The sequence below is a fragment of the Roseococcus microcysteis genome (assembly GCF_014764365.1).
Lineage (GTDB): Bacteria > Pseudomonadota > Alphaproteobacteria > Acetobacterales > Acetobacteraceae > Roseococcus > Roseococcus microcysteis.
Window position 1 is genome coordinate 962,064 of record NZ_CP061718.1, and the last position, 18,635, is coordinate 980,698.

Consider the following 18,635-nt stretch of genomic DNA (forward strand, 5'->3'; position numbering starts at 1 on the left):
TCGCTCTCCTGCGGGTCAGAAGCGGAAGGTGGTGCCGGCGAAGACGGCGCGGCCGAAGCCGGGTTCGAACAGGGCGGAGCTGGCCGTCGCCACCGGCGTGACCGAGGCCGAGCTGATGTAGCGGCGGTCCAGCAGGTTGCGCCCCTCGACGAAGACGGAGATGCCGCGCTCGGGCAGTTCGAAGCCCGCGCGCAGGCCCATCAGCGTGTAGCTGTTGGTGCGCGTGGTGTTGGCGTTGTCCACGAAGAGGCCCTCCGGCACGTAGTCCAGATTGGGCGCCACCCACCAGCCGGCGGGGTGGTTGTAGCGCGCCTCGGCCCGCAGCACGTGGCGGGGCACGCCGGGCAGGCGGTTGTCGCGGTAGGTCGGGTCGCCGTCGAAGCGGAAATCGCTGAAGCTGTAGGCGCCGCGCAGCACGACGCTGTCCTGCGCCGTGACCAGGCTTTGCGCCGCGCGCCAGGTGGCGGCCAGCTCCGCGCCCTGGTGCAGGGTGCGGCCGGCGTTCAGCGCGAAGCTCGACCCGGCCGTGGGGCCCTGGAAGAGCTGGATCTCGTTGCGCAGCCAAGCGTGCCAGATGGCGGCCTCGATGTTGACCGGGCCCACCTCGCCCCGCACGCCGAGTTCGATGGTGGTGGCGCGCTGGGGTTTCAGCAGTTGGAAGCCGCCCAACGGCACCAGCGAGACGAGGTCCGACAGCGTCGGCGGCTCGGTGGACCAGGTCACGTTGCCATAGGCCTGCAGCCCCGGCGTCGCCTGCCACATCACGCCCAGGCGCGGATTGGCGAAGGACCAGTCGCCGGACCCGCTCAGCGCGGGGTTCAGGCGGTTGGAACTTTCGCGCCGCGCCTGCCCGCCCGAGATGCCGGTGACCAGCGCCAGGTTGTCCAGCACATAAAGGCTGTTCTCGACATAGGCGTCGAGGGTGGTGGCCGTCTCCCGCGCCGAGAAGGTCAGCGCCCCACGCCGCCCGGAAAGGTTGACGAAGCGGCGGTTGTCCACATCGCCCATGGCCGCGTTCACGCCCATGACCACACGGTTGCGAAGCCCACCCAGCCGTCCGTCCAGCGTGACGCGCGCGAAGAGGTTCACGTCGTCATTGCGGTTGTCGATCACCTGGAAGATCGGGTGATCCAGGCGCCGATGGACGTAGCTGCCGCCGAATTCCAGCAGCCCCCCTCGCCCAGCCGCACGGCGGTGCGGGAGCCGATCCGCAGGCTCTCGATGTTGCGGGCGTAGCGCAGGGCCAGATTGGCCGCCGCCGCTTGGCGCGGGTTGGACAGGGCCGCGGCGCGCGTCAGCGAGCCCGGGATGTCCTGCCGGATGGAATTGTAGGTGAAGAAGAGCCGCGTCTCGATGTCGTCATTCACGCGCCAGCCCAGGTTCATGTTCACCCGGGCGCTGTCGCCGCCGCTGTGGCGCCGGTAGCCATCCTGCCGCGCGCCCGTGATGCTGATGGCGCCGTCGAAGGGCCCGGACACCACCCCATGGGCCAATTGCCCGCGGAAGAGGCCGAAGCTGCCCGCCTCCAGCCGGACCATGGAGCCCTGCCGGTCGCGCCCCGTCGGCGTCACGAAGTTGATGGCGCCGCCCAGGGTGTTGGCGCCCAGCGCGAAGGCATTGCCGCCGCGAAAGACCTCGACGCGCTGGAAGGTCAGCGGGTCCAGCTCCTGGAAGTCGCCACTGCCATCGGCCTGGTTCACCGGGATGCCATCCTGATAGAGGCGCACCCCCCGCAGGTGGAAGCCGCGCGCGACGCCGGAGCCCCGGATGGAGAGGCGCGAATCCTCGCCCCATTTGGGCTGTGTGAAGACGCCGGGGACGAATTCCAGCACGTCGCGCAGGGTGGTGGCGCCGGCGCGGTCCTGGAAATCGCTGGCCGGGACCACGGTGTTGTTGCCCGGGCTGAGCCAGGCCCGCACCCGCGCCTGCTCATTGCTCGGCACGGTGAGCGAGGGTGCCGGGGCCGTCACCAGCACGGAGGGGATTTCGGCGGGGGCCTGCGCCCAGGCGGGCGCGGCGAGCACGAGAAGCGGTGCGGCCCAGCAGGCGCGCGACGAAGCAGACATGGGGACTTTCCCGAGATGGCGTGAACGCGGCCACGCGGCGGGCGCCGCGCGGAGGGGGTGTTCAGGCCAGGACGGGGGGTGCGCGGGTGCTGTAGGGCGGCGCGCGGGCGCGCGGGGCCGGCAGGGCGGTGCCAGTCAGGGAGAAGCCGGGGACGGCGGCGAAGATCACGGGCTCCGACAGCGTCGGCGCCGCCGGCAGCACCACGCCGGGCAGGCCGGCACAAGCGGGACAGATGCCGGAACCGGCCTCGGCCGGGGCCTCCATGGGCTGGCCCTCATGGTCCAGCAGGGCGAGGCGCTTGCCCTCGATGGTGCAGATCTCGACCAGCAGTCCATGGGCGGCGCCCAGGCCGCGCAGGCAATGCGCCGCACCCACCCCGGCCTGCATGAACAGGACGAGGGCGAAGGCCAGGCAGCTCAGGCGGCGGAAGGCTCCCACATGGGAGGGTCTAGGCCAGCCTCGCGCCGCACTCAAGCCGCCAGGGCATACTCCACCTCGGGGGTGTAGACCGCCATCTCCTTGCCCAGCCGTGAGGAGAAGAGCACGAAATGCTCCACCATCACGGGCTCGGTGCGGAACAGGTTGTGCGCCTGGACGAAGCCCGCGAGCTTGTCGATGGGCACTAGGTCGGTCCGCGCCAGGGTCACATGCGGCGTGAAGCGGCGCTTCTCGGCCGGCAGGCCCGCGCGTTGCAGCGCTGTCTCGATCTTGCCCTGGAGGTGAGCAAGGCCCGGCGTGCGCTCCGCCACCGCGTGCAGCGACTGGACGCGGCCGGCCTTCTCGAAGGTACCAAGGCCCTGCAGGCGCAGCTCGAAGGGCTTGGCGCGGATGGCGGCGAGGGCGAGGTCCACCTCCTCCGCCTCGACGGAGGTGACGTTGCCGATGAAGCGCAGCGTCAAGTGGTAGTTGGCCGGCGGCACCCAGCGCACACCGGGCAGGCCGCCCACCATCAGGGCCAGGCTGTCGCGCACCGCCTCCGGAAGTTCGAGAGCGACGAAGAGACGCATGGGCACCCCCTTCCGGATTCGACCATTATCCTGCCGGGGAAGACGCCACCCGGTCCAGCAGTTGTTCCGTGACAGGCAGGATCTCGGCGATCATCCGCTCAACGCCCCGGGCGTTCGGATGGATGCCGTCGGCCTGGTTCAGCGCCCGCTCACCCGCCACGCCCTCCAGGAAGAAGGGCATGAACAGCATGTTCGGCCGGCGCCGCGCCGCCTCCGTGAAGACCGCGTGGAACTCCCGCCCGTAATCGGCGCCGAGATTGGGCGGCGCGTGCATGCCGGCCAGCAGGATGGGGATGTTGCGCGCCTCCAGCCGGTCCAGAATGGAATTCAGCGCCTCGGCCATGCGCGGCACCGGCAGCCCGCGCAGCCCGTCATTGCCGCCGAGCGCCACGATGGCGGCCTGGGGCCGGTCGGCCAGCGCCCAGTCGAGCCGCGCGGCACCGCCGGCCATGGTGTCACCCGAGACGCCGCCATCCAGCACCCGCACCTGCCGGCCGCGCGCGTTCAGCGCCGCCTCCAGCCGGGGCACGAAGCCTTCGCCGCGCGGCAGGCCGTAGCCGGCGGTCAGGCTGTCGCCCAGCGCCAGCAGGCGCACCGGCTCCTGCGCTCTGGCGGCGCCGACACCTAGAGTTGCGGAAAGCAACAAACCCTTTTGCAGCGCAACGCGGCGCCCATATCGCAAGGTGATGGACAAGCAGCAAACCCCTTCGCCGTTGATCGCGGCCCATGATCTCCGCTTCGAGGTGGGGGCCGCCGCCGGGCGGGTCAACATCTTGCGCGGCGTGAGCCTCTCGGTCGCGGAGGGCGAGGCGGTGGCCATCGTGGGCCCCTCCGGCTCGGGCAAGACGTCGCTGATGATGCTGCTGGCGGGGCTGGAGCGCGCGACCGCGGGAAGGCTGAGCGTGGCGGGGCGCGACCTCTCGGCGCTGGACGAGGACGCCCTGGCCCGCTTCCGGCGCGAGGAGGTCGGCATCGTCTTCCAGTCCTTCCACCTGGTGCCGACCATGACGGCGCTGGAGAACGTGGCCATCCCGCTGGAATTCGCGGGCGATCCGGACGCCTTCGCCAAGGCCGAGGCGGCGCTGGGCTCCGTGGGCCTTGGCCACCGCGTCGGCCACTACCCCGGCCAGCTTTCAGGCGGCGAGCAGCAGCGCGTGGCCCTGGCCCGCGCCTTCGTTGCCACCCCCCGCCTGATCCTGGCCGATGAGCCCACCGGCAATCTCGACCGCGCCACGGGCAATCTGGTCATGGACCTGCTGTTTGATCTGCGCGAACGGCACGGCACCACCCTGCTGCTGATCACCCATGACCCGCTGCTGGCCGCGCGCTGCGCGCGGCAGATCCATGTGGCCGATGGGCGCATCGAGCGCGACACGGCCGAACTCCCGCTGGCCGCGGAATAGCCATGCGCGATGTGATGATGGGGCTGCGCCTCGCGCGGCGCGAATTGCGCGGCGGGGCGCGGGGGCTGTGGCTGGTTCTGGCCTGCCTCGCCTTGGGCGTGGCCGCCATCGCGGCCGTGGGCACGCTGCGCGCGGGCATCCAGGCCGGGCTGCAGGCGGATGGCGCGCGTATCCTGGGCGGCGACCTCGAAATCCGCGGCGGCTATCAGCCGGTGGATGCGGCCACCCTCGACTGGGTGCGGGCGCGGGGCGGCACCATCAGCGAGGTGCGGATGCTGCGGGCCATGCTGGTGGCCCCCTCGGGCGAGCGGAGCCTGGTGGAACTCAAGGCCGCCGATGGCCTCTACCCCCTTTTCGGCGAGCTGCGGCTGGACCCGGCGGCGCCCCTCACCGGCCCCATCGTCGTGGCCGAACCCGCCGTGGCCGACCGCCTGGGCCTGACGACCGGCGATGCGGTACGGCTGGGCGAGGCGCAGTTCACCTTCGCCGCGCGCATCACGGAGGAACCGGACCGCGTCGCCACCCCCACCGTCTTCGGGCCGCGCGCCATCATCCCGCTGGACCAACTCGCCGGCACGGGCCTTGCCCAGCCCGGCAGCCTGATCAGCCATGAATACCGCATCCGCCTGCCCGAGGGCGCCTCGGCCCGGGCCTTCGGCAATGAGCTGCGCGCGGCTTTCCCCTCCGCCCCCTGGCGCGTGCGGCTCGCGGAACAGGCCGAGCCGGGGGTGAACCGCTTCCTCGACCGCGCGGCCTCCTTCCTGACGCTGGCGGGGCTGACGGCGCTTCTGGTGGGCGGCATCGGGGTCGCCACGGGCGTGCGCGCCTGGCTGGAGGCGCGGGCGCGGACCATCGCGACCCTTCGCTGCATGGGCGCGCCGAGCACGGCCATCTTCTCGGCCTATCTGTTCCAGGTGCTGGCGCTCTCCACCGTGGGCATCCTCTTTGGCCTGCTGGCCGGCTGGGGCCTCACCTTCCTCGCCGCGCAATTGCTGGCGGGCGCCCTGCCCGTGCCGCCCCGAATGGGCTTCTACCCGGCGCCGCTGGGGCTGGCCGCCCTCTACGGGCTGTTGACGGCGCTGACCTTCGCGCTCTGGCCGCTCGGCCGCGCGGGGCGCATCCCGGGCGCGGCCCTGTTCCGTGACATGTTCCGCACCGAGGCCCGCCGCCCCGGCTGGCGCGTCATGGCGCTGAACGCGCTGACGGCCGCCGCCCTGGTGGCGCTGGTCATCCTGACGGCCGAGCAGCCCTTCTTCGCCATGGCCTTCTGCGCGGGTGCCGCGGTGGCGCTGGTGCTGTTCCGCTTGGGTGCGGCGGTGCTGATGTGGGGGGCGAAGCGCCTGTCGCATATCCGCCGGCCGGCCATCCGGCTGGGGCTCGCCAACCTGCACCGGCCCGGCGCGGCCACGCCCATCATGCTGGTCGCGCTAGGGCTGGGGCTGACCACGCTGGCCGCCATCGCGCAGATCGAGGGCAATCTCCGCGCCGCCATCGGCAATGAGATGCCCAACCGTGCGCCCAATTTCTTCTTCATTGACATCCAGCCCGACCAGGTGCGCGACTTCGACCGGCTGGCGCGTGAAACCCCCGGCGTGGAGGAAGTCCGCCGCGTGGCCAGCCTGCGCGCGCGCATCAGCGCCGTGCGCGGCATCCCGGCCGAGGAATACCAGACCACCCCGGACACCGCCTGGGCGCTCCGCGGCGAGCGCGGCCTGACCTACACGGCGGAAATGCCCGAGGGCACGCGGCTGGTCGAAGGCCAGTGGTGGGCGCCCGACCATTCAGGGCCCACCCTGCTCTCCTTCGACGCCAATCTCGCGCGCGGCTGGGGCGTGGGCATCGGCGACACCATCACGGTGAATGTGCTGGGGCGCGAGGTGGAAATGACCATCGCGAACCTGCGCCAGGTGGAATGGCGCAGCCTGGCCATGAACTTCACGCTGGTGGCCTCGCCCGGCCTGCTCTCGGCGGCCCCGCACACCCATATCGCCACGGTGCGCGGCGACCCGGCGCAGGACGGGCTGCTGCTGCGCCGGATTACCGACGCATTGCCCAATGTCTCGGGCGTGCGGGTGCGCGATGCGCTGGCCCAGGTGGCGGAGCTGCTGGGCCGAATCGCCACCGCGCTGACGGCCACGGGCTCCGTGACCTTGCTCGCCGGCGCCCTGGTGCTGGCGGGTGCCGTCGCCGCCGGGCAGCGCCGCCGCGTGCGCGAGGCGGTGGTGCTCAAGACCGTGGGCGCCACGCGCGGCCAGATCCGCCGGGCTTTCCTGGTGGAGTTCGGGGCGCTCGGCGCCTTCGCGGGGCTTCTGGCCGCCGCGGCCGGCACCGCGGCCGCTTGGGGCGTGGTCCGCGGAATCATGCGGCAGGAATGGCTTTTTCTTCCTGGCACCCTGGCCTTGACGGTTCTGGGCTGCATGGCTCTGGTATTGGCCTTCGGCTATGCCGGCACCGCGCTGGCGCTGCGCGCCCGCCCTGGCCCCCTGCTGCGGAACGACTAGACCGCACCGCAGCGTAACGAAGGGTTGAGGTCGTGAAATGGCGTTGAATTCGGATTACAGCCGGTCCATATAGCGGCATGACGGGCAACGCCCGATTCAGGAGGACACTTTCACCCATGGCACTCCAACCCCAATCTCGGTGGACTCAGCCGCAGCAAGGCTGGGGCCGCGCCGGCGCGCTCGATCAGGCGGTCCTCGACGAGGGGCTGCGCAGCTACATGCTCCGCGTCTACAACTGGATGGCGTCGGGCCTGCTGCTCACGGCCATCGTGGCCTATCTGATCGCGAGCACGCCTGCCGTCGCCGAACTCTTCTACACCACGGTCCGCACGCCGCGGGGGCTGGCCACCGCGCCGACCATCCTGGGCTGGATCGCGATGTTCTCGCCGCTGGCCTTCGTCCTTGCCCTGTCGTTCGGCATCAACCGGATGAGCAAGACGACGGCCCAGGCGCTGTTCTGGGTGTTCGCGGCCGTGATGGGCGCGAGCATGTCGAACATCTTCGTCATCTACACCGCGTCCTCGATCGCGAGCACCTTCTTCGCCACCTCGGCGATGTTCGCGGCGATGAGTCTGATCGGCTACACGACGAAGCGTGACCTGACGAAGCTCGGCAGCTTCATGATGATGGGCCTCATCGGCATCATCATCGCGATGGTGGTGAACATCTTCATCGGCTCTCCGGCCATTGCCTTCGTCGTCTCGATCCTGGGCGTGATCATCTTCTGCGGCCTGACCATGTGGGACACGCAGCGGATCAAGAACGACTACATCGAGCACGCCTATGCCGAGGGCTCGGAGATGGCGGGCAAGCGCAGCGTGATGGATGCGCTGGGCCTCTACCTGAACTTCATCAACCTGTTCCAGTTCCTGCTGCAGTTCATGGGCATGCGGAACCAGGACTGACCGGGAACCATTTCCGGAGGACCGGCCCGGCGGAGCGATCCGCCGGGCCTTTTCATGTTCAGGGGTCGGCCAGGGTGACGACCTCGGTGCCTTCCTCGATGGAATCACCCGCGGCGCAGCCCAGATGCGCCACCACCCCGTCGCGCGGGGCGGTGATCTTGATCTCGGTCTTCATGGCCTCCAGCACCGCCAGCAATTGCCCGCGCGTCACGGCATCGCCGGGCGCGACCAGCATCTGCACCACCCGGCCCGGGATGGGCGCGGCAAGGCGGCTTTCCGAGGCGCCCCCCTCCTCGACCGGCGCATAGGGGTCGCGGCGATGCAGCCGCCAGGCTTCGCCGCCGAGGCGCAGCGTCACGCCATCCTCCTCGGGCTGGAGGGTGAAGGCGCTCAGCCGGTCGCCCTCGCCCAGGGCCAGGCGACCGTCTTGCAGGGTGATGGTGACGTGGCGGGGCGCTTCGCCCTCCACCTCCGCCTCGAAGCCATCTTCCCGCCAGCGCAGCACCACGCGGCGCGGGGCCACGCCGTCTTCCCAGAGGGAAACCGTCTCCGCCCCGCCCTGCAAGCGCCAGCCCGCGGCCTGGGCCCAGGGCGTGGCCGGCGCCGCACGCTGCCGCGCCAGCATGGCCTCGCCCGCCGCGGCCGCGATCAGCACCTCGGGCGGCGCGGCTTCGGGCGCGGCCAGCAGCGCCTCGCCATGGCGGGCGATGAAGCCGGTGTCGAGTTCGGCGGCCCGCAGCGCCTCGGTGCCCAGCAGGCGGCGGAGGAAACGCAAATTGTTGCCGACCCCCTCCACCTCCAGCGCCGCCAGCGCCTGGGAGAGCCGCAGCAGCGCCGCCCCCCGGTCCGGCCCCCAGGCGATCAGCTTCGCGAGCATGGGGTCATAGAAGGGCGTCACGCTGTCGCCTTCCGTGAAGCCCGTGTCCATCCGCACATCGGCGCCGAGGCCGGGCAGCGACAGCTTGCGCAGTCGCCCGGTGGCGGGGCGGAAATTGTGCTCCGGCTCCTCGGCATAGAGGCGCACCTCCACCGCGTGGCCCTGCGGCGCGGGAGGCCAGGAGGCAGGCAGGTGTTCCCCGGCGGCCACGCGCAATTGCCACTCCACCAGGTCGAGGCCCGTCACCATCTCGGTGACCGGGTGTTCCACCTGCAGGCGGGTGTTCATCTCCAGGAAGAAGGCGTTCTCCCCCTCCACCACGAATTCCACCGTGCCGGCATTCACATAGCCCACGGCGGCGGCTGCGTTCACCGCGGCCTCGTGCAGGCGCGCGCGCAGCGCGTCCGAGAGCGCGGGGGCCGGCGCCTCCTCCAGCACCTTCTGGTGGCGGCGCTGGATGGAGCAGTCGCGCGTGTGCAAATGGACGATGCGGCCATGGGTGTCGCCCATGACCTGCACCTCCACATGGCGCGGCTTCGTCAGATACTTTTCGATCAGCACGCGATCGTCGCCGAAGGCGGCCAGCGCCTCTCGCCGCGCGCCTTCCAGTTCGCGCGCAAAGTCGGCGGCGTCATACACGGGGCGCATCCCCTTCCCGCCCCCGCCAGCGCTGGCCTTGATCAACACGGGGAAGCCGATGCGCTGTGCTTCGGCCGCCAGCAGCGCGTCGTCCTGGCCCTCACCGTGATATCCGGGCACGGTGGGCACGCCGGCCGCCACCATCAGCCGCTTGCTCTCCGCCTTGCTGCCCATGGCGCGGATGGCGTGGGGCGTGGGGCCGATGAAGGCGATGCCGGCCTGGGCGCAGGCCTCGGCGAATTCGGCATTCTCGGACAGGAAGCCATAGCCGGGGTGGATGGCCTCCGCGCTGCTCAGCCGCGCCACTTCCAGGATGGCCTCGGCGCGGAGGTAGCTTTCGCGCGCCGGGGCGGGTCCGATGAAATACGCCTCATCCGCCTCGCGCACATGCAGGGCGCGGCGGTCGGCCTCGCTGAAGACGGCGACGGTCGAAATGCCCATGCGCCGCGCGGTGCGCATGATGCGGGCGGCGATCTCGCCGCGATTGGCGATCAGGATCTTGCGGAACATGCGCGTCACATCCGGAACAGGCCGAACTTCGTCGGCGGTATGGGCGCGTGCAGCGCGGCGTTGAACGCAAGGCCCAGCACGTCACGCGTCATGGCCGGCGGGATGATGCCGTCATCCCAGAGGCGGGCGGTGGCGTAGTAGGGATCGCCCTCGCGCTCGTACTTCTCCCGGATGGGCGCCTTGAACGCCTCCTCTTCCTCGGCACTCCAGGCGCGGCCGGAGGCTTCGAGATTGTCCCGCCGCAGCGTGGCCAGCACGGAGGCCGCCTGCTCGCCCCCCATCACGCTGATGCGCGCATTGGGCCAGGTGAAGAGGAAGCGCGGGCTGTAGGCGCGACCGCACATGCCGTAATTGCCCGCGCCGAAGCTGCCGCCGATCAGCACCGTGATCTTGGGCACCTGGGCGGTGGCGACCGCCGTCACCAGCTTGGCGCCATCCTTGGCGATGCCGCCGCTCTCGTATTTGCGGCCCACCATGAAGCCCGAGATGTTCTGCAGGAACAGCAGCGGGATGCCGCGCTGGCAGCACAGCTCGATGAAATGGGCGCCCTTCTGCGCGCTCTCGCTGAAGAGGATGCCGTTGTTCGCGATGATGCCGACCGGCATGCCCCAGATGCGCGCGAAACCGGTCACCAGAGTGGTGCCATAGCGCGGCTTGAACTCGTCCAGCACGGAGCCGTCCACGATGCGCGCGATCACCTCGCGCACCTCAAAGGGCGCGCGCACGTCGGAGGGGATCACGCCATTCAGCTCGGCAGGGTCATAGGCGGGCGCCTCGGGCGCGAAGGGCGGCGCGGGCGGGGCGGCGGCGTTGAGGTTGCCCACGATGCGCCGCATCAGCCCCAGCGCGTGCATGTCGTCCTGCGCCAGGTGGTCGGCCACGCCCGAGAGGCGCGTGTGGACATCGCCGCCGCCCAAATCCTCGGCACTCACCACCTCGCCCGTCGCCGCCTTCACCAGCGGCGGGCCACCCAGAAAGATGGTGCCCTGGTTGCGGACGATCACGGCCTCGTCGCACATCGCCGGCACATAGGCGCCGCCCGCGGTGCAGGAGCCCATCACGGACGCGATCTGCGGGATGCCCGAAGCCGACATGTTCGCCTGGTTGAAGAAGATGCGGCCGAAATGCTCGCGGTCGGGGAAGATCTCGTCCTGGTTGGGCAGGTTGGCGCCGCCGCTGTCCACGAGATAGAGGCAGGGCAGCCGGTTCTGCTGCGCCACCTCCTGCGCGCGGAGGTGCTTCTTCACCGTCATGGGGTAGTAGCTGCCGCCCTTCACCGTGGCGTCATTGGCCACGATGACACACGCCCGACCGGCCACGGTGCCGATGCCGGTGATGAGGCCGGCACCCGCGATCTCCTCGCCATACATCCCGTGCGCCGCCAGCGGCGAAAGCTCCAGGAAGGGCGCGCCAGGATCGAGCAGCCGCTCCACCCGCTGCCGCGGCAGCAGCTTGCCGCGCGCGACATGCCGGGCCCGGGCGGCCTCGGGCCCGCCCAGGGCGGCCCGCACCGTGCGCGCCGCGAGTTCGTCCAGCAATTCCTGGGTGCGCGCCGCCTGAGCGCGGAAGTCCTTCCCGCGCGTGTCGAGGCTGGAGGTGATACGCATGGTCAGGCCGTCTCGCGAAACAGCTCGCGCCCGATCAGCAGGCGGCGGATTTCGCTGGTGCCGGCGCCGATCTCGTAGAGCTTGGCATCCCGCAGCAGGCGCCCCGTCGGGTAGTCATTGATGTAGCCATTGCCGCCCAGGATCTGGATGGCGTCGAGCGCGGCGCGCGTCGCCTCCTCGGCCGCGAAGAGGATGGCGCCGGCCGCATCCTTGCGCGTGGTCTGCCCGGCATCGCAGGCGCGCGCCACCGCATAGACATAGGCCCGCGCCGCGTTGAAGCGCGTGTACATGTCGGCCACCTTGCCCTGGATGAACTGGAACTCGCCGATCGCCTGGCCGAACTGCTTGCGCTCATGGATGTAGGGCACGACCACATCCAGGCAGGCCTGCATGATGCCAAGCGGCCCGGCGGCCAGCACCACGCGCTCATAGTCCAGGCCCGACATCAGCACCCGCACTCCGCCATTGACCTGGCCGAGCACGTTTTCCTCCGGCACCTCGCAATCCTCGAAGACCAGTTCGGAGGTGGGGGAGCCGCGCATGCCGAGCTTGTCCAGCTTCTGCGCCGGCGTGAAACCCTTGAAGCCACGCTCGATCAGGAAGGCGGTGATGCCCTTGGGGCCGGCTTCGGGGTCGGTCTTGGCGTAGACGATCAGCGTCTCGGCGTAATGCGCGTTGGTGATCCACATCTTCGTGCCGTTCAGCACGTAGCGGTCGCCGCGCTTCTCGGCGCGCAGCTTCATGGACACCACGTCCGACCCCGCCCCCGGCTCGCTCATGGCCAGCGCGCCCAAATGTTCGCCGCTGATCAGCTTGGGCAGGTAGCGCGCCTTCTGCGCGGGGGTGCCGTTGCGCTCGATCTGGTTCACGCAGAGGTTCGAATGCGCGCCATAGCTCAGCCCCACGCTGGCGCTCGCCCGGCTGATCTCCTCCACCGCCACGCAATGCGCGACATAGCCCATGCCGGCCCCGCCCCGCGCCTCGTCCACCGTGATGCCGTGCAGGCCGAGCGCGCCCATCTCGGGCCAGAGGTGGCGGGGGAACTCGTCCGTCCGGTCGATCTCGGCGGCCAGCGGCGCGACGCGCTCGGCGGCGAAGGCGCGCACCGTGTCGCGCAGCGCGTCAATCTCAGGCCCCAGGCCGAAATCCAGCGAGGGGAGGTGGGCGTTTCCGGACATTTCGTTCCCTTCCTCGGAAGGGAGGCAGGCTAGCGCGGATTCTAGGCCGCCGGAACGCCCGATGCGCGCAGCCGCAGCGCCAGCGGCGGGTCGTCGGTCGCCATCGCGTCCACACCCAGGCGCAGGGCGCGGTGGATGGTGGGCGCATGGTTCGCCCCCCAGACGGAAAGCCGCAGCCCCTCGGCCCGCAGCGCGTCGCGCAGGGCGACATCGGACAGGCCCTCGGGCACGCCCAGCTCGGTCGCGCCGCAGCTGCGGCACATGGCCGCCGCGTCACGCGGGCGCATGCCGCGCAGCACGCGCCCCTCGGCCAGCCAGACGGTCTGGGCGAAGCCGCCAATGGCCGCGGCCTCGGCGACATTCGCCGCCTCGAAGCTCATGAAGACGGTGCGGGGGCGCATGCCGTGCTGGTCCACCACCGCGGCGCAGCGGGCGACCAGGCCCGGATAGGGCCGGCCCTGGGCATCGGCCTTCACCTCCAGCCGCAGCACCTGCCCGCCCCCATGGATCAGCCGCGCGGCGTGGGAGAGGTGCGGGATGGTCTCGCCCCCCGTGCCGCGCACGCGAAGCTGGGCCAGCGCCTCCCAGGACTGCGTCACGACCGGCCCCTGCCCGTCCGTCATGCGATCCAGCGTGGCGTCGTGCATGACCACCGGCTCGCCATCGGCCGAGGCATGGACATCCAGCTCCACCTGTTCGGTGGGCCACTTCAGCGCCTCGCGGATGGCGAGAAGGCTGTTCTCAGGCCAGAGGAAGGCACCGCCGCGGTGGCTGGCGATTTCGGGGAGGGTCAGGTTGTGCATGTCATATTGCTGGCCGGGAGGCGGCCAGGCCGTCAAGCCACTCGCTGTTCCCAGGCCTGCCGCAGCGCCTGCCCCAGGTTCCGCCCAAAGCGTGGCCCGTCACACAGCGGCGAAGCCGCCACCCGCGCCCGCAGCCCGGCGCGCAGTTCCGCGAGCGCCCGCAGGTCCGTGGCGCGGCGCAGCGCCTCGGCCACATAGGCGTCCTCATCGGGCACGGCCCAATCCGGCAGGCCCACATTGGAGAGGTGCGACAGGGCGTGGCGGCCCGCGAAACCCTCGCTGACCTTGGTCAGCACCGGCACGCCCATCCAGAGCGATTCGCAGACCGTCAGGCCGCCCGTATAGGGAAAGGGGTCCAGCGAGAGGTCGATCTCGCCATAGGCGGCCAGCAGCGCCTCATGCGGCACGGCGCCGTGCAGTTCCAGCCGGTCCAGTGGCATGCCGAGCGCGGCGGCGCGTTCCAGGAAGGCGGCGCGCGTGGGGTCATCGCCCAGGGCATGGGTCCGCAGCACCAGGCGCGCCGTGGGCAGCGCTGCCAGGATGCGCGCCCAGGCACGCAGCACCGCGGGCGTCACCTTGGCCAGGTTGTTGTAGCAGCCGAAGGTGACATGGCCGCGTGCCAGGGCGGGCAGCGGCGCCACATCCGGCGCGCGGTCGGGCGGGACGTAGCAGCAATAGCCATCGGGCATGCGCAGCAGGCGTTCGGTGTAATGGGGTTCGAAGCCCTCGGGCGTTTCCCAGCGGTCGGTCAGCATCCAGTCCATGTTGGGCACGCCGGAGCTGGCCGATTGCGACCCCACCCACTTGATCTGCACCGGCGCCGCGCGGTGGCGCAGCACCCGCACCCGCCCGCCCTGCCCATGGCCGCTGAGGTCAATCAGGATGTCCAGCGCCTCCGCGCGCAGACGTTCCAGCACGAGTTGGTCTCGCGCCCCCGGCTCGAAGCTGATCCAGCGGTCGGCGCGCGCGCGGAAGCGCCGCGCCAGCGGGTCGTCGCGGTCGGTGAGGCTGAACGCCACCACCTCGAATTCCTCGCGCGGCAGGTGTTCAATGGCCGGCAGGGTCAGCCACCCCACCGGATGCCGGCCTAGATTGGACGAGAGCAGCCCCACCCGCAGCCGCTCGCCGGGCGGGCGCGCCACGGGCACATAGGGGTTGATGCCCTGCGACAGCCGCTGCTTCAGCGCACGGGCGGCTTCGCCCAGCGCCGCGGAGGTCGCCATGTCGGGGTGGTAGGGGCCGACATTGCACAGGGCATGGACCAGCGCGTTCTCGCCCCCCGCGGCCTCGGTGGCGAGCCGCGCCTCCTCCTGCAATCCCTGCGAGACGAGCACCAGGGCCAGCGTGGCATGGGTGCGTTCATCCCCGCCCAGATCGGCCAGGGTGGCGCGCAGTGATTCCGCCGCCTCGGCCAGGCGGTGCAGGCGGAACAGGATTTCGCCATGGCCCACGCGCAGGCCGCGCTCGCCGGGGGCCAGGGCCACCGCGCGCTCAAAGACCGGCAGGGCCGCCTTGTAGGCGCGCTCCCGCCACAGCCCATGGGCAAGGCCCGAAAGGATGGCGACATCCTCCGGCGCCAGCGCCTCGGCCAGGTGCCAATGGCGCAGCCCCTCCCGCGTCTGCCCGAAGGCGTCGAGCAGGGTGGCATGGGCCGCGATCCGCGCGGGGGAGAGAGGGTCCGCCGCCAGCGCCTCCTCGCTGGCCGCGCGCGCGCCTTCCGCGCCGTCCCGCGCCAGCACCGCCTCGCTCCAGACGACACCGGCCAGGCCCGGGGCGCCTTCCCGGGCCAGCAGCGGCGCGGCCAGAGCCAGGGCCTCGACGGGCTGGTTCGCCGCCACATGGGCGCGGGCCAGTTCCAGCGCGATGCCCTCATCCTGGGGGACGTAAAGCAGGGCTTCGCGCAGGAGTGTGACCGAAGCCTCCGCCCGGCCCTCGGCACGGGCCAGTTCGGCCAGGCCGCAAAGTGCCGCGACATGTCCGGGGTCCCGCACCAGCGCGGCCTCATAACCCTGGCGCGCGGCCTCGGCCTGGCCCCGCAGATGCGCGAGGCGGCCGCGGCGGAAATGCGGTTCGGGATGATGGGGCAGCCGTTCCAGCGCGGTGGCGAGAGGGCCCGCCGCGGCGTCAAGCCGGCCCAGATCCATCCGCGCCATGGCGAGGTTCAGCGCGGCCAGCCCATCCCAGGGCGCCTCGGCCAGCACGGCCTCCAGCAGGGGCAGCGCGGCCTGGGTGCGCCCCTGGCGCAGCAGGGCCAGGGCGGCCTGGAAGGCCGAGGCCTCGCCGGGCAGGCCGTCCATCGCCTCAACCCTCGCGGCGGACGAGGGCGATGACGCCCGGTACGGTGGCCTCGCCCTCCCAGCGCAGCGTCTCCTCGCGGAACTCCAGCGTGGCGAGCCCCGCGCGTTCCAGCACGGCGCGCAGATAGCCGGGGTCATGACGGTAGCGAGCACTGGCCTGCAATTCCCAGCCGCCCTCAGCCGCGCCGGATTCGATGCTCAGCGCGACAAGGCCGCCCGGCTTGAGGCGGGAGGCGACAGCACCGAGAACCGCATCCAGGCGACCAAAGTAGCAGAGCACATCCGACAGCAGGATCAGATCATAGAGGGTGGTGTCGGCGGCCATCGCCGCGGTGATCTCGGCGCAGCGCAGCTCGGTGTAGACGCACTTGGCTCGTGCCTCCTCCAGCATGCGCGGCGAGAGGTCCACACCCACCAGCCGCCCGCCCAGCATGTCGTGCAAGGTGGCGCCCATCAGGCCGGTGCCGCAGCCAAGGTCGAGCACATCGCCCAGATGCCGGCCGCCAGGGGCATAGCCCTGGCCCTCGATCAGCTTCAGCATAACGCCCGGCACCCGGTAGCCGAGCGCGAAGAGCGCGGCCTCGAAGCGGTTCGCGTAGCCGTCGAAGACGTCGGCCACGTAGCGGTCGCTCGCGCGGTCCGGGGCGGCGCCGGCATTGGTCATCGCCGCCGCGAGGTGCTGGAGATATGTGTCCGCCGGGTCGAGCCGCGCGGCCTCGGCATAGGCCTCCGCCGCGGCTTCCTGCTGGCCAAGCCTCTGCCGCGCCTGACCGAGCACGGAATAGAGCGCCGCCTCGCCCTGCTGCCGCCCCAGCGCCCCTTCGATCAGCGCGATGGCCTTGTGCGGATCGCCGCCCAGCAGCGCGTTCTGCGCGCGTAGCGGCACGATGCCGCGCGCATAGGGCGCCATCGAATGCGCCAGCGCATAAAGCTCCTCGGCCGCGGCGTGGCGTCCGCCGCGCATCATGGCCATGGCCAGCATGGCCGAACGGTGCGGTGCCTCCGGCTCGGCCACGAAGGCCTGGTGGAACAGGAAGATGGCCTCGTCATGCCGCCCGGCCTCGGACAGGCAGGTGGCCAGCAGCGCCTTGGCGTCACGGTCGGAAGGAGCGGCCATCACGGCCGCGGCCGCGTCATCCATGGCGCCATCCGCATGGCCCAGGGCGCGCCGGATGCGGGCGCGCAGCAGGCGCAGCGCGGCATCATCGCGCAGGGTGAGTGCCGCGTCAGCGGCGATGAGTGCGGCCGGCGCGTCGTCGCTTTCCATCAGCGCCTCGGCCAGCAGGCCATGCGCCTCGGCGGGTGCCGCGGGCAGCGCGGCGGCGCGCGAAAGCAGCAGCGCGGCATCGGCTGGCCGGCGGTCGCGCAGCAGGTCGCGCCCGCGGTCGAGGAGGCGCAGGGCAGCCGTGTCATGCGTGGCGTGGATGTTCATGGCCGCCCCCTCAGTTCCACAGCGCGCCGGCCATCTGCTCGTTCATCTCGATGATGAACGCCGCGTCAGGCGCCTCGGCGTCGAGCTCGCGCAGCACGGCGCGGGCGAGCGAGGCGATCTGCGCGCGCAACGGCACGGCCAGGCGATTGGTGGGGTCCAGCACCGAGTCGAGCACGGCATCCCAAAGGCGCCGGTTGTCCGCGATGGCACGGGCCTGCGCGATGCCGCCTTCGGTGCCCGCGTCGCGCAGCGCGCGGGTCGCGCGCGCGAAGACCTCGGCCTCCATCTGCTTGGGCGTGAGCTGGCGGCGATACCGGCCGGCAGAGGATGTGTTGCTGGCAAAGGACATGGTGGGAAACCTCCCGCGATGGATTTCGGAACCCAAACGGGCGCGCCCTCGGGGCCGCGACGCCGTGCATGGGGAAAATTCGGGAACGCATCAGCCAAGGGGGCTGCGCGGAAGGGGGGAAGGCGGCCTCCTGCCAGCCTCCGTTCAAGGTCTTACCGGAAGAGCGAGAGCAGAACCTGCGGCGCCTGGTTGGCGATGCCGAGCGCCTGGGAACCGAGCTGCTGACGGATCTGCAGGGACTGCAGCCGCGCGGATTCCTTGGCGAGATCGGCGTCGATCAGGGCGCCCATGCCGGCTTCCTGCGCGTCCATCTTGGCCTTGTTGAAGTTGATCTGGCTGTCCACGTAACGGCTGTAGCTGCCGAGGTTGTTCAGCGAGGTCAGGGTGTTGTTGATGGCGACATTGACCGCGCCGCCCGTCGTCAGGGCGTTGCTGAACTCGGTCAGGGCGGCCAGAAGCGAGGCCCCCGTCAGCATCGTGGCGCCGTTGTAGCCCACGGTGGTCAGCCCGGTGAAGGCAGCCGCGCCATTGATGGCCGCGGTCGCGATCTTGGCGAAGGAGTAGGTCGCGCCCTCGCCGTTACGCACCGTGCGGATTTCACCCAGCGTGGTCCCACCCGCCGTCGCCGCGGCGGCCGTCACCAGCATGGACTGCCCGTTGTAGCGCGTATCGGTGATGAAGTTCGCGATCTGCGAGAAGGTCTCCTTCAGCCCCGCCATGTACTGCTCGCGCTGGGCGGGCGTGATGTTGCTGTCCGAAAGCTTCACGACCGTGGCCTTCACGTCCTGCAACGCCTTGGAGACGTTCTCAAGACCGGTCCGGGTCGTGTCGAGCAGCCCCTTCGCCCCACCCAGCTGCTGGTTCGCCGAGGTGGTGGCCGCGAGGTCGCCGCGGATGCGCTCGGCCACGGCGAAAGCCGCGCCGTCATCCCGCGCATCCGCCACGCGCGAGCCGGTGGAGATGCGCTTTTGCGTCGCCGCCATCTCCTCGTTCGTGCGGTTGAGCGACTGCAGCGCCACCATGGCGCCCAGGTTGGTATTCACGGAGTTCAGCGACATTG

16 protein-coding genes are annotated in these 18,635 nt (G+C 71.1%); 3 read left to right on the forward strand and 13 right to left on the reverse strand.

Annotation, left to right across the window (positions count from 1 at the left end):
* Positions 1–15: 15 nt before the first annotated feature.
* The 5 genes from ICW72_RS04505 to ICW72_RS04525 form a co-directional block, all read right to left on the reverse strand.
* Positions 16–1,113, reverse strand: coding sequence for a TonB-dependent receptor (locus tag ICW72_RS04505; RefSeq protein WP_191085133.1), 1,098 nt, complete (start codon positions 1,111–1,113; stop codon positions 16–18).
* Positions 1,110–2,066, reverse strand: a complete 957-nt coding sequence (locus ICW72_RS04510; protein ID WP_191085134.1) for a TonB-dependent receptor plug domain-containing protein — start codon at positions 2,064–2,066, stop codon at positions 1,110–1,112. Before ICW72_RS04510 ends, ICW72_RS04505 begins: the two co-directional genes overlap by 4 nt.
* Positions 2,067–2,127: 61 nt before the next feature.
* Complete coding sequence (locus ICW72_RS04515) at positions 2,128–2,505, reverse strand: DUF2946 family protein (protein ID WP_191085135.1); 378 nt, start codon at positions 2,503–2,505, stop codon at positions 2,128–2,130.
* 32 nt (positions 2,506–2,537) lie between these two features.
* Complete coding sequence (thpR, locus tag ICW72_RS04520) at positions 2,538–3,074, reverse strand: RNA 2',3'-cyclic phosphodiesterase (RefSeq protein ID WP_191085136.1); 537 nt, start codon at positions 3,072–3,074, stop codon at positions 2,538–2,540.
* Between the two features lie 25 nt (positions 3,075–3,099).
* A complete protein-coding gene (locus tag ICW72_RS04525; protein WP_223880820.1) occupies positions 3,100–3,669 on the reverse strand; it encodes an arylesterase in 570 nt (189 codons plus the stop codon).
* 91 nt (positions 3,670–3,760) lie between these two features.
* Here ICW72_RS04525 and ICW72_RS04530 point away from each other — a divergent pair, with 91 nt between their 5' ends.
* The 3 genes from ICW72_RS04530 to ICW72_RS04540 all read left to right on the forward strand — a co-directional run bounded on the left by ICW72_RS04530 (position 3,761) and on the right by ICW72_RS04540 (position 7,883).
* Positions 3,761–4,477, forward strand: a complete 717-nt coding sequence (locus tag ICW72_RS04530; RefSeq protein WP_191085138.1) for an ABC transporter ATP-binding protein — start codon at positions 3,761–3,763, stop codon at positions 4,475–4,477.
* Positions 4,478–4,479: 2 nt separating this feature from the next.
* Entirely contained in the window at positions 4,480–6,978 is a 2,499-nt protein-coding gene (locus ICW72_RS04535) for an ABC transporter permease (protein WP_191085139.1), read from the forward strand.
* A gap of 116 nt (positions 6,979–7,094) precedes the next feature.
* The gene (locus tag ICW72_RS04540) at positions 7,095–7,883 is read left to right on the forward strand and encodes a Bax inhibitor-1/YccA family protein (protein ID WP_191085140.1); all 789 of its coding nucleotides are present in this window, start codon (positions 7,095–7,097) and stop codon (positions 7,881–7,883) included.
* 58 nt (positions 7,884–7,941) lie between these two features.
* Here ICW72_RS04540 and ICW72_RS04545 read toward each other — a convergent pair whose 3' ends face one another.
* The 8 genes from ICW72_RS04545 to ICW72_RS04580 all read right to left on the reverse strand — a co-directional run bounded on the left by ICW72_RS04545 (position 7,942) and on the right by ICW72_RS04580 (position 18,633).
* Complete coding sequence (locus ICW72_RS04545; RefSeq protein WP_191085141.1) at positions 7,942–9,909, reverse strand: acetyl/propionyl/methylcrotonyl-CoA carboxylase subunit alpha; 1,968 nt, start codon at positions 9,907–9,909, stop codon at positions 7,942–7,944.
* A gap of 5 nt (positions 9,910–9,914) precedes the next feature.
* A complete protein-coding gene (locus tag ICW72_RS04550) occupies positions 9,915–11,516 on the reverse strand; it encodes a carboxyl transferase domain-containing protein (RefSeq protein WP_191085142.1) in 1,602 nt (533 codons plus the stop codon).
* 2 nt (positions 11,517–11,518) lie between these two features.
* Positions 11,519–12,694 (reverse strand): isovaleryl-CoA dehydrogenase, encoded by a 1,176-nt coding sequence (locus ICW72_RS04555; protein ID WP_191085143.1) that lies wholly within the window; start codon positions 12,692–12,694, stop codon positions 11,519–11,521.
* 41 nt (positions 12,695–12,735) lie between these two features.
* Positions 12,736–13,533: a glycerophosphodiester phosphodiesterase gene (locus ICW72_RS04560; protein ID WP_191085144.1), complete on the reverse strand. Its 798-nt coding sequence runs from the start codon at positions 13,531–13,533 to the stop codon at positions 12,736–12,738.
* Positions 13,530–15,794 carry a tetratricopeptide repeat protein gene (locus ICW72_RS04565; protein WP_191085145.1) on the reverse strand — a complete coding sequence of 755 codons (2,265 nt, stop codon included), beginning with the start codon at positions 15,792–15,794 and terminating at the stop codon, positions 13,530–13,532. Before ICW72_RS04565 ends, ICW72_RS04560 begins: the two co-directional genes overlap by 4 nt.
* A 4-nt stretch (positions 15,795–15,798) precedes the next feature.
* On the reverse strand, positions 15,799–17,226 hold the full coding sequence (locus tag ICW72_RS04570; RefSeq protein ID WP_191085146.1) for a methyltransferase domain-containing protein: 1,428 nt from the start codon (positions 17,224–17,226) through the stop codon (positions 15,799–15,801).
* 10 nt (positions 17,227–17,236) lie between these two features.
* Entirely contained in the window at positions 17,237–17,575 is a 339-nt protein-coding gene (locus ICW72_RS04575; protein WP_191085147.1) for a flagellar biosynthesis regulator FlaF, read from the reverse strand.
* Between the two features lie 152 nt (positions 17,576–17,727).
* Positions 17,728–18,633: a flagellin gene (locus tag ICW72_RS04580; protein WP_191085148.1), complete on the reverse strand. Its 906-nt coding sequence runs from the start codon at positions 18,631–18,633 to the stop codon at positions 17,728–17,730.
* Positions 18,634–18,635 lie beyond the last annotated feature (2 nt).

Bases quoted from the DNA above. Each gene is read 5' to 3' on its own strand.
- ICW72_RS04510 (WP_191085134.1), bottom strand. From the start codon at position 2,066: ATGTCTGCTTCGTCGCGCGCCTGCTGGGCCGCACCGCTTCTCGTGCTC.
- thpR (WP_191085136.1), bottom strand. From the start codon at position 3,074: ATGCGTCTCTTCGTCGCTCTCGAACTTCCGGAGGCGGTGCGCGACAGC.
- ICW72_RS04530 (WP_191085138.1), top strand. From the start codon at position 3,761: ATGGACAAGCAGCAAACCCCTTCGCCGTTGATCGCGGCCCATGATCTC.
- ICW72_RS04535 (WP_191085139.1), top strand. From the start codon at position 4,480: ATGCGCGATGTGATGATGGGGCTGCGCCTCGCGCGGCGCGAATTGCGC.
- ICW72_RS04540 (WP_191085140.1), top strand. From the start codon at position 7,095: ATGGCACTCCAACCCCAATCTCGGTGGACTCAGCCGCAGCAAGGCTGG.
- ICW72_RS04545 (WP_191085141.1), bottom strand. From the start codon at position 9,909: ATGTTCCGCAAGATCCTGATCGCCAATCGCGGCGAGATCGCCGCCCGC.
- ICW72_RS04550 (WP_191085142.1), bottom strand. From the start codon at position 11,516: ATGCGTATCACCTCCAGCCTCGACACGCGCGGGAAGGACTTCCGCGCT.
- ICW72_RS04555 (WP_191085143.1), bottom strand. From the start codon at position 12,694: ATGTCCGGAAACGCCCACCTCCCCTCGCTGGATTTCGGCCTGGGGCCT.
- ICW72_RS04565 (WP_191085145.1), bottom strand. From the start codon at position 15,794: ATGGACGGCCTGCCCGGCGAGGCCTCGGCCTTCCAGGCCGCCCTGGCC.
- ICW72_RS04570 (WP_191085146.1), bottom strand. From the start codon at position 17,226: ATGAACATCCACGCCACGCATGACACGGCTGCCCTGCGCCTCCTCGAC.
- ICW72_RS04575 (WP_191085147.1), bottom strand. From the start codon at position 17,575: ATGTCCTTTGCCAGCAACACATCCTCTGCCGGCCGGTATCGCCGCCAG.
- ICW72_RS04580 (WP_191085148.1), bottom strand. From the start codon at position 18,633: ATGTCGCTGAACTCCGTGAATACCAACCTGGGCGCCATGGTGGCGCTG.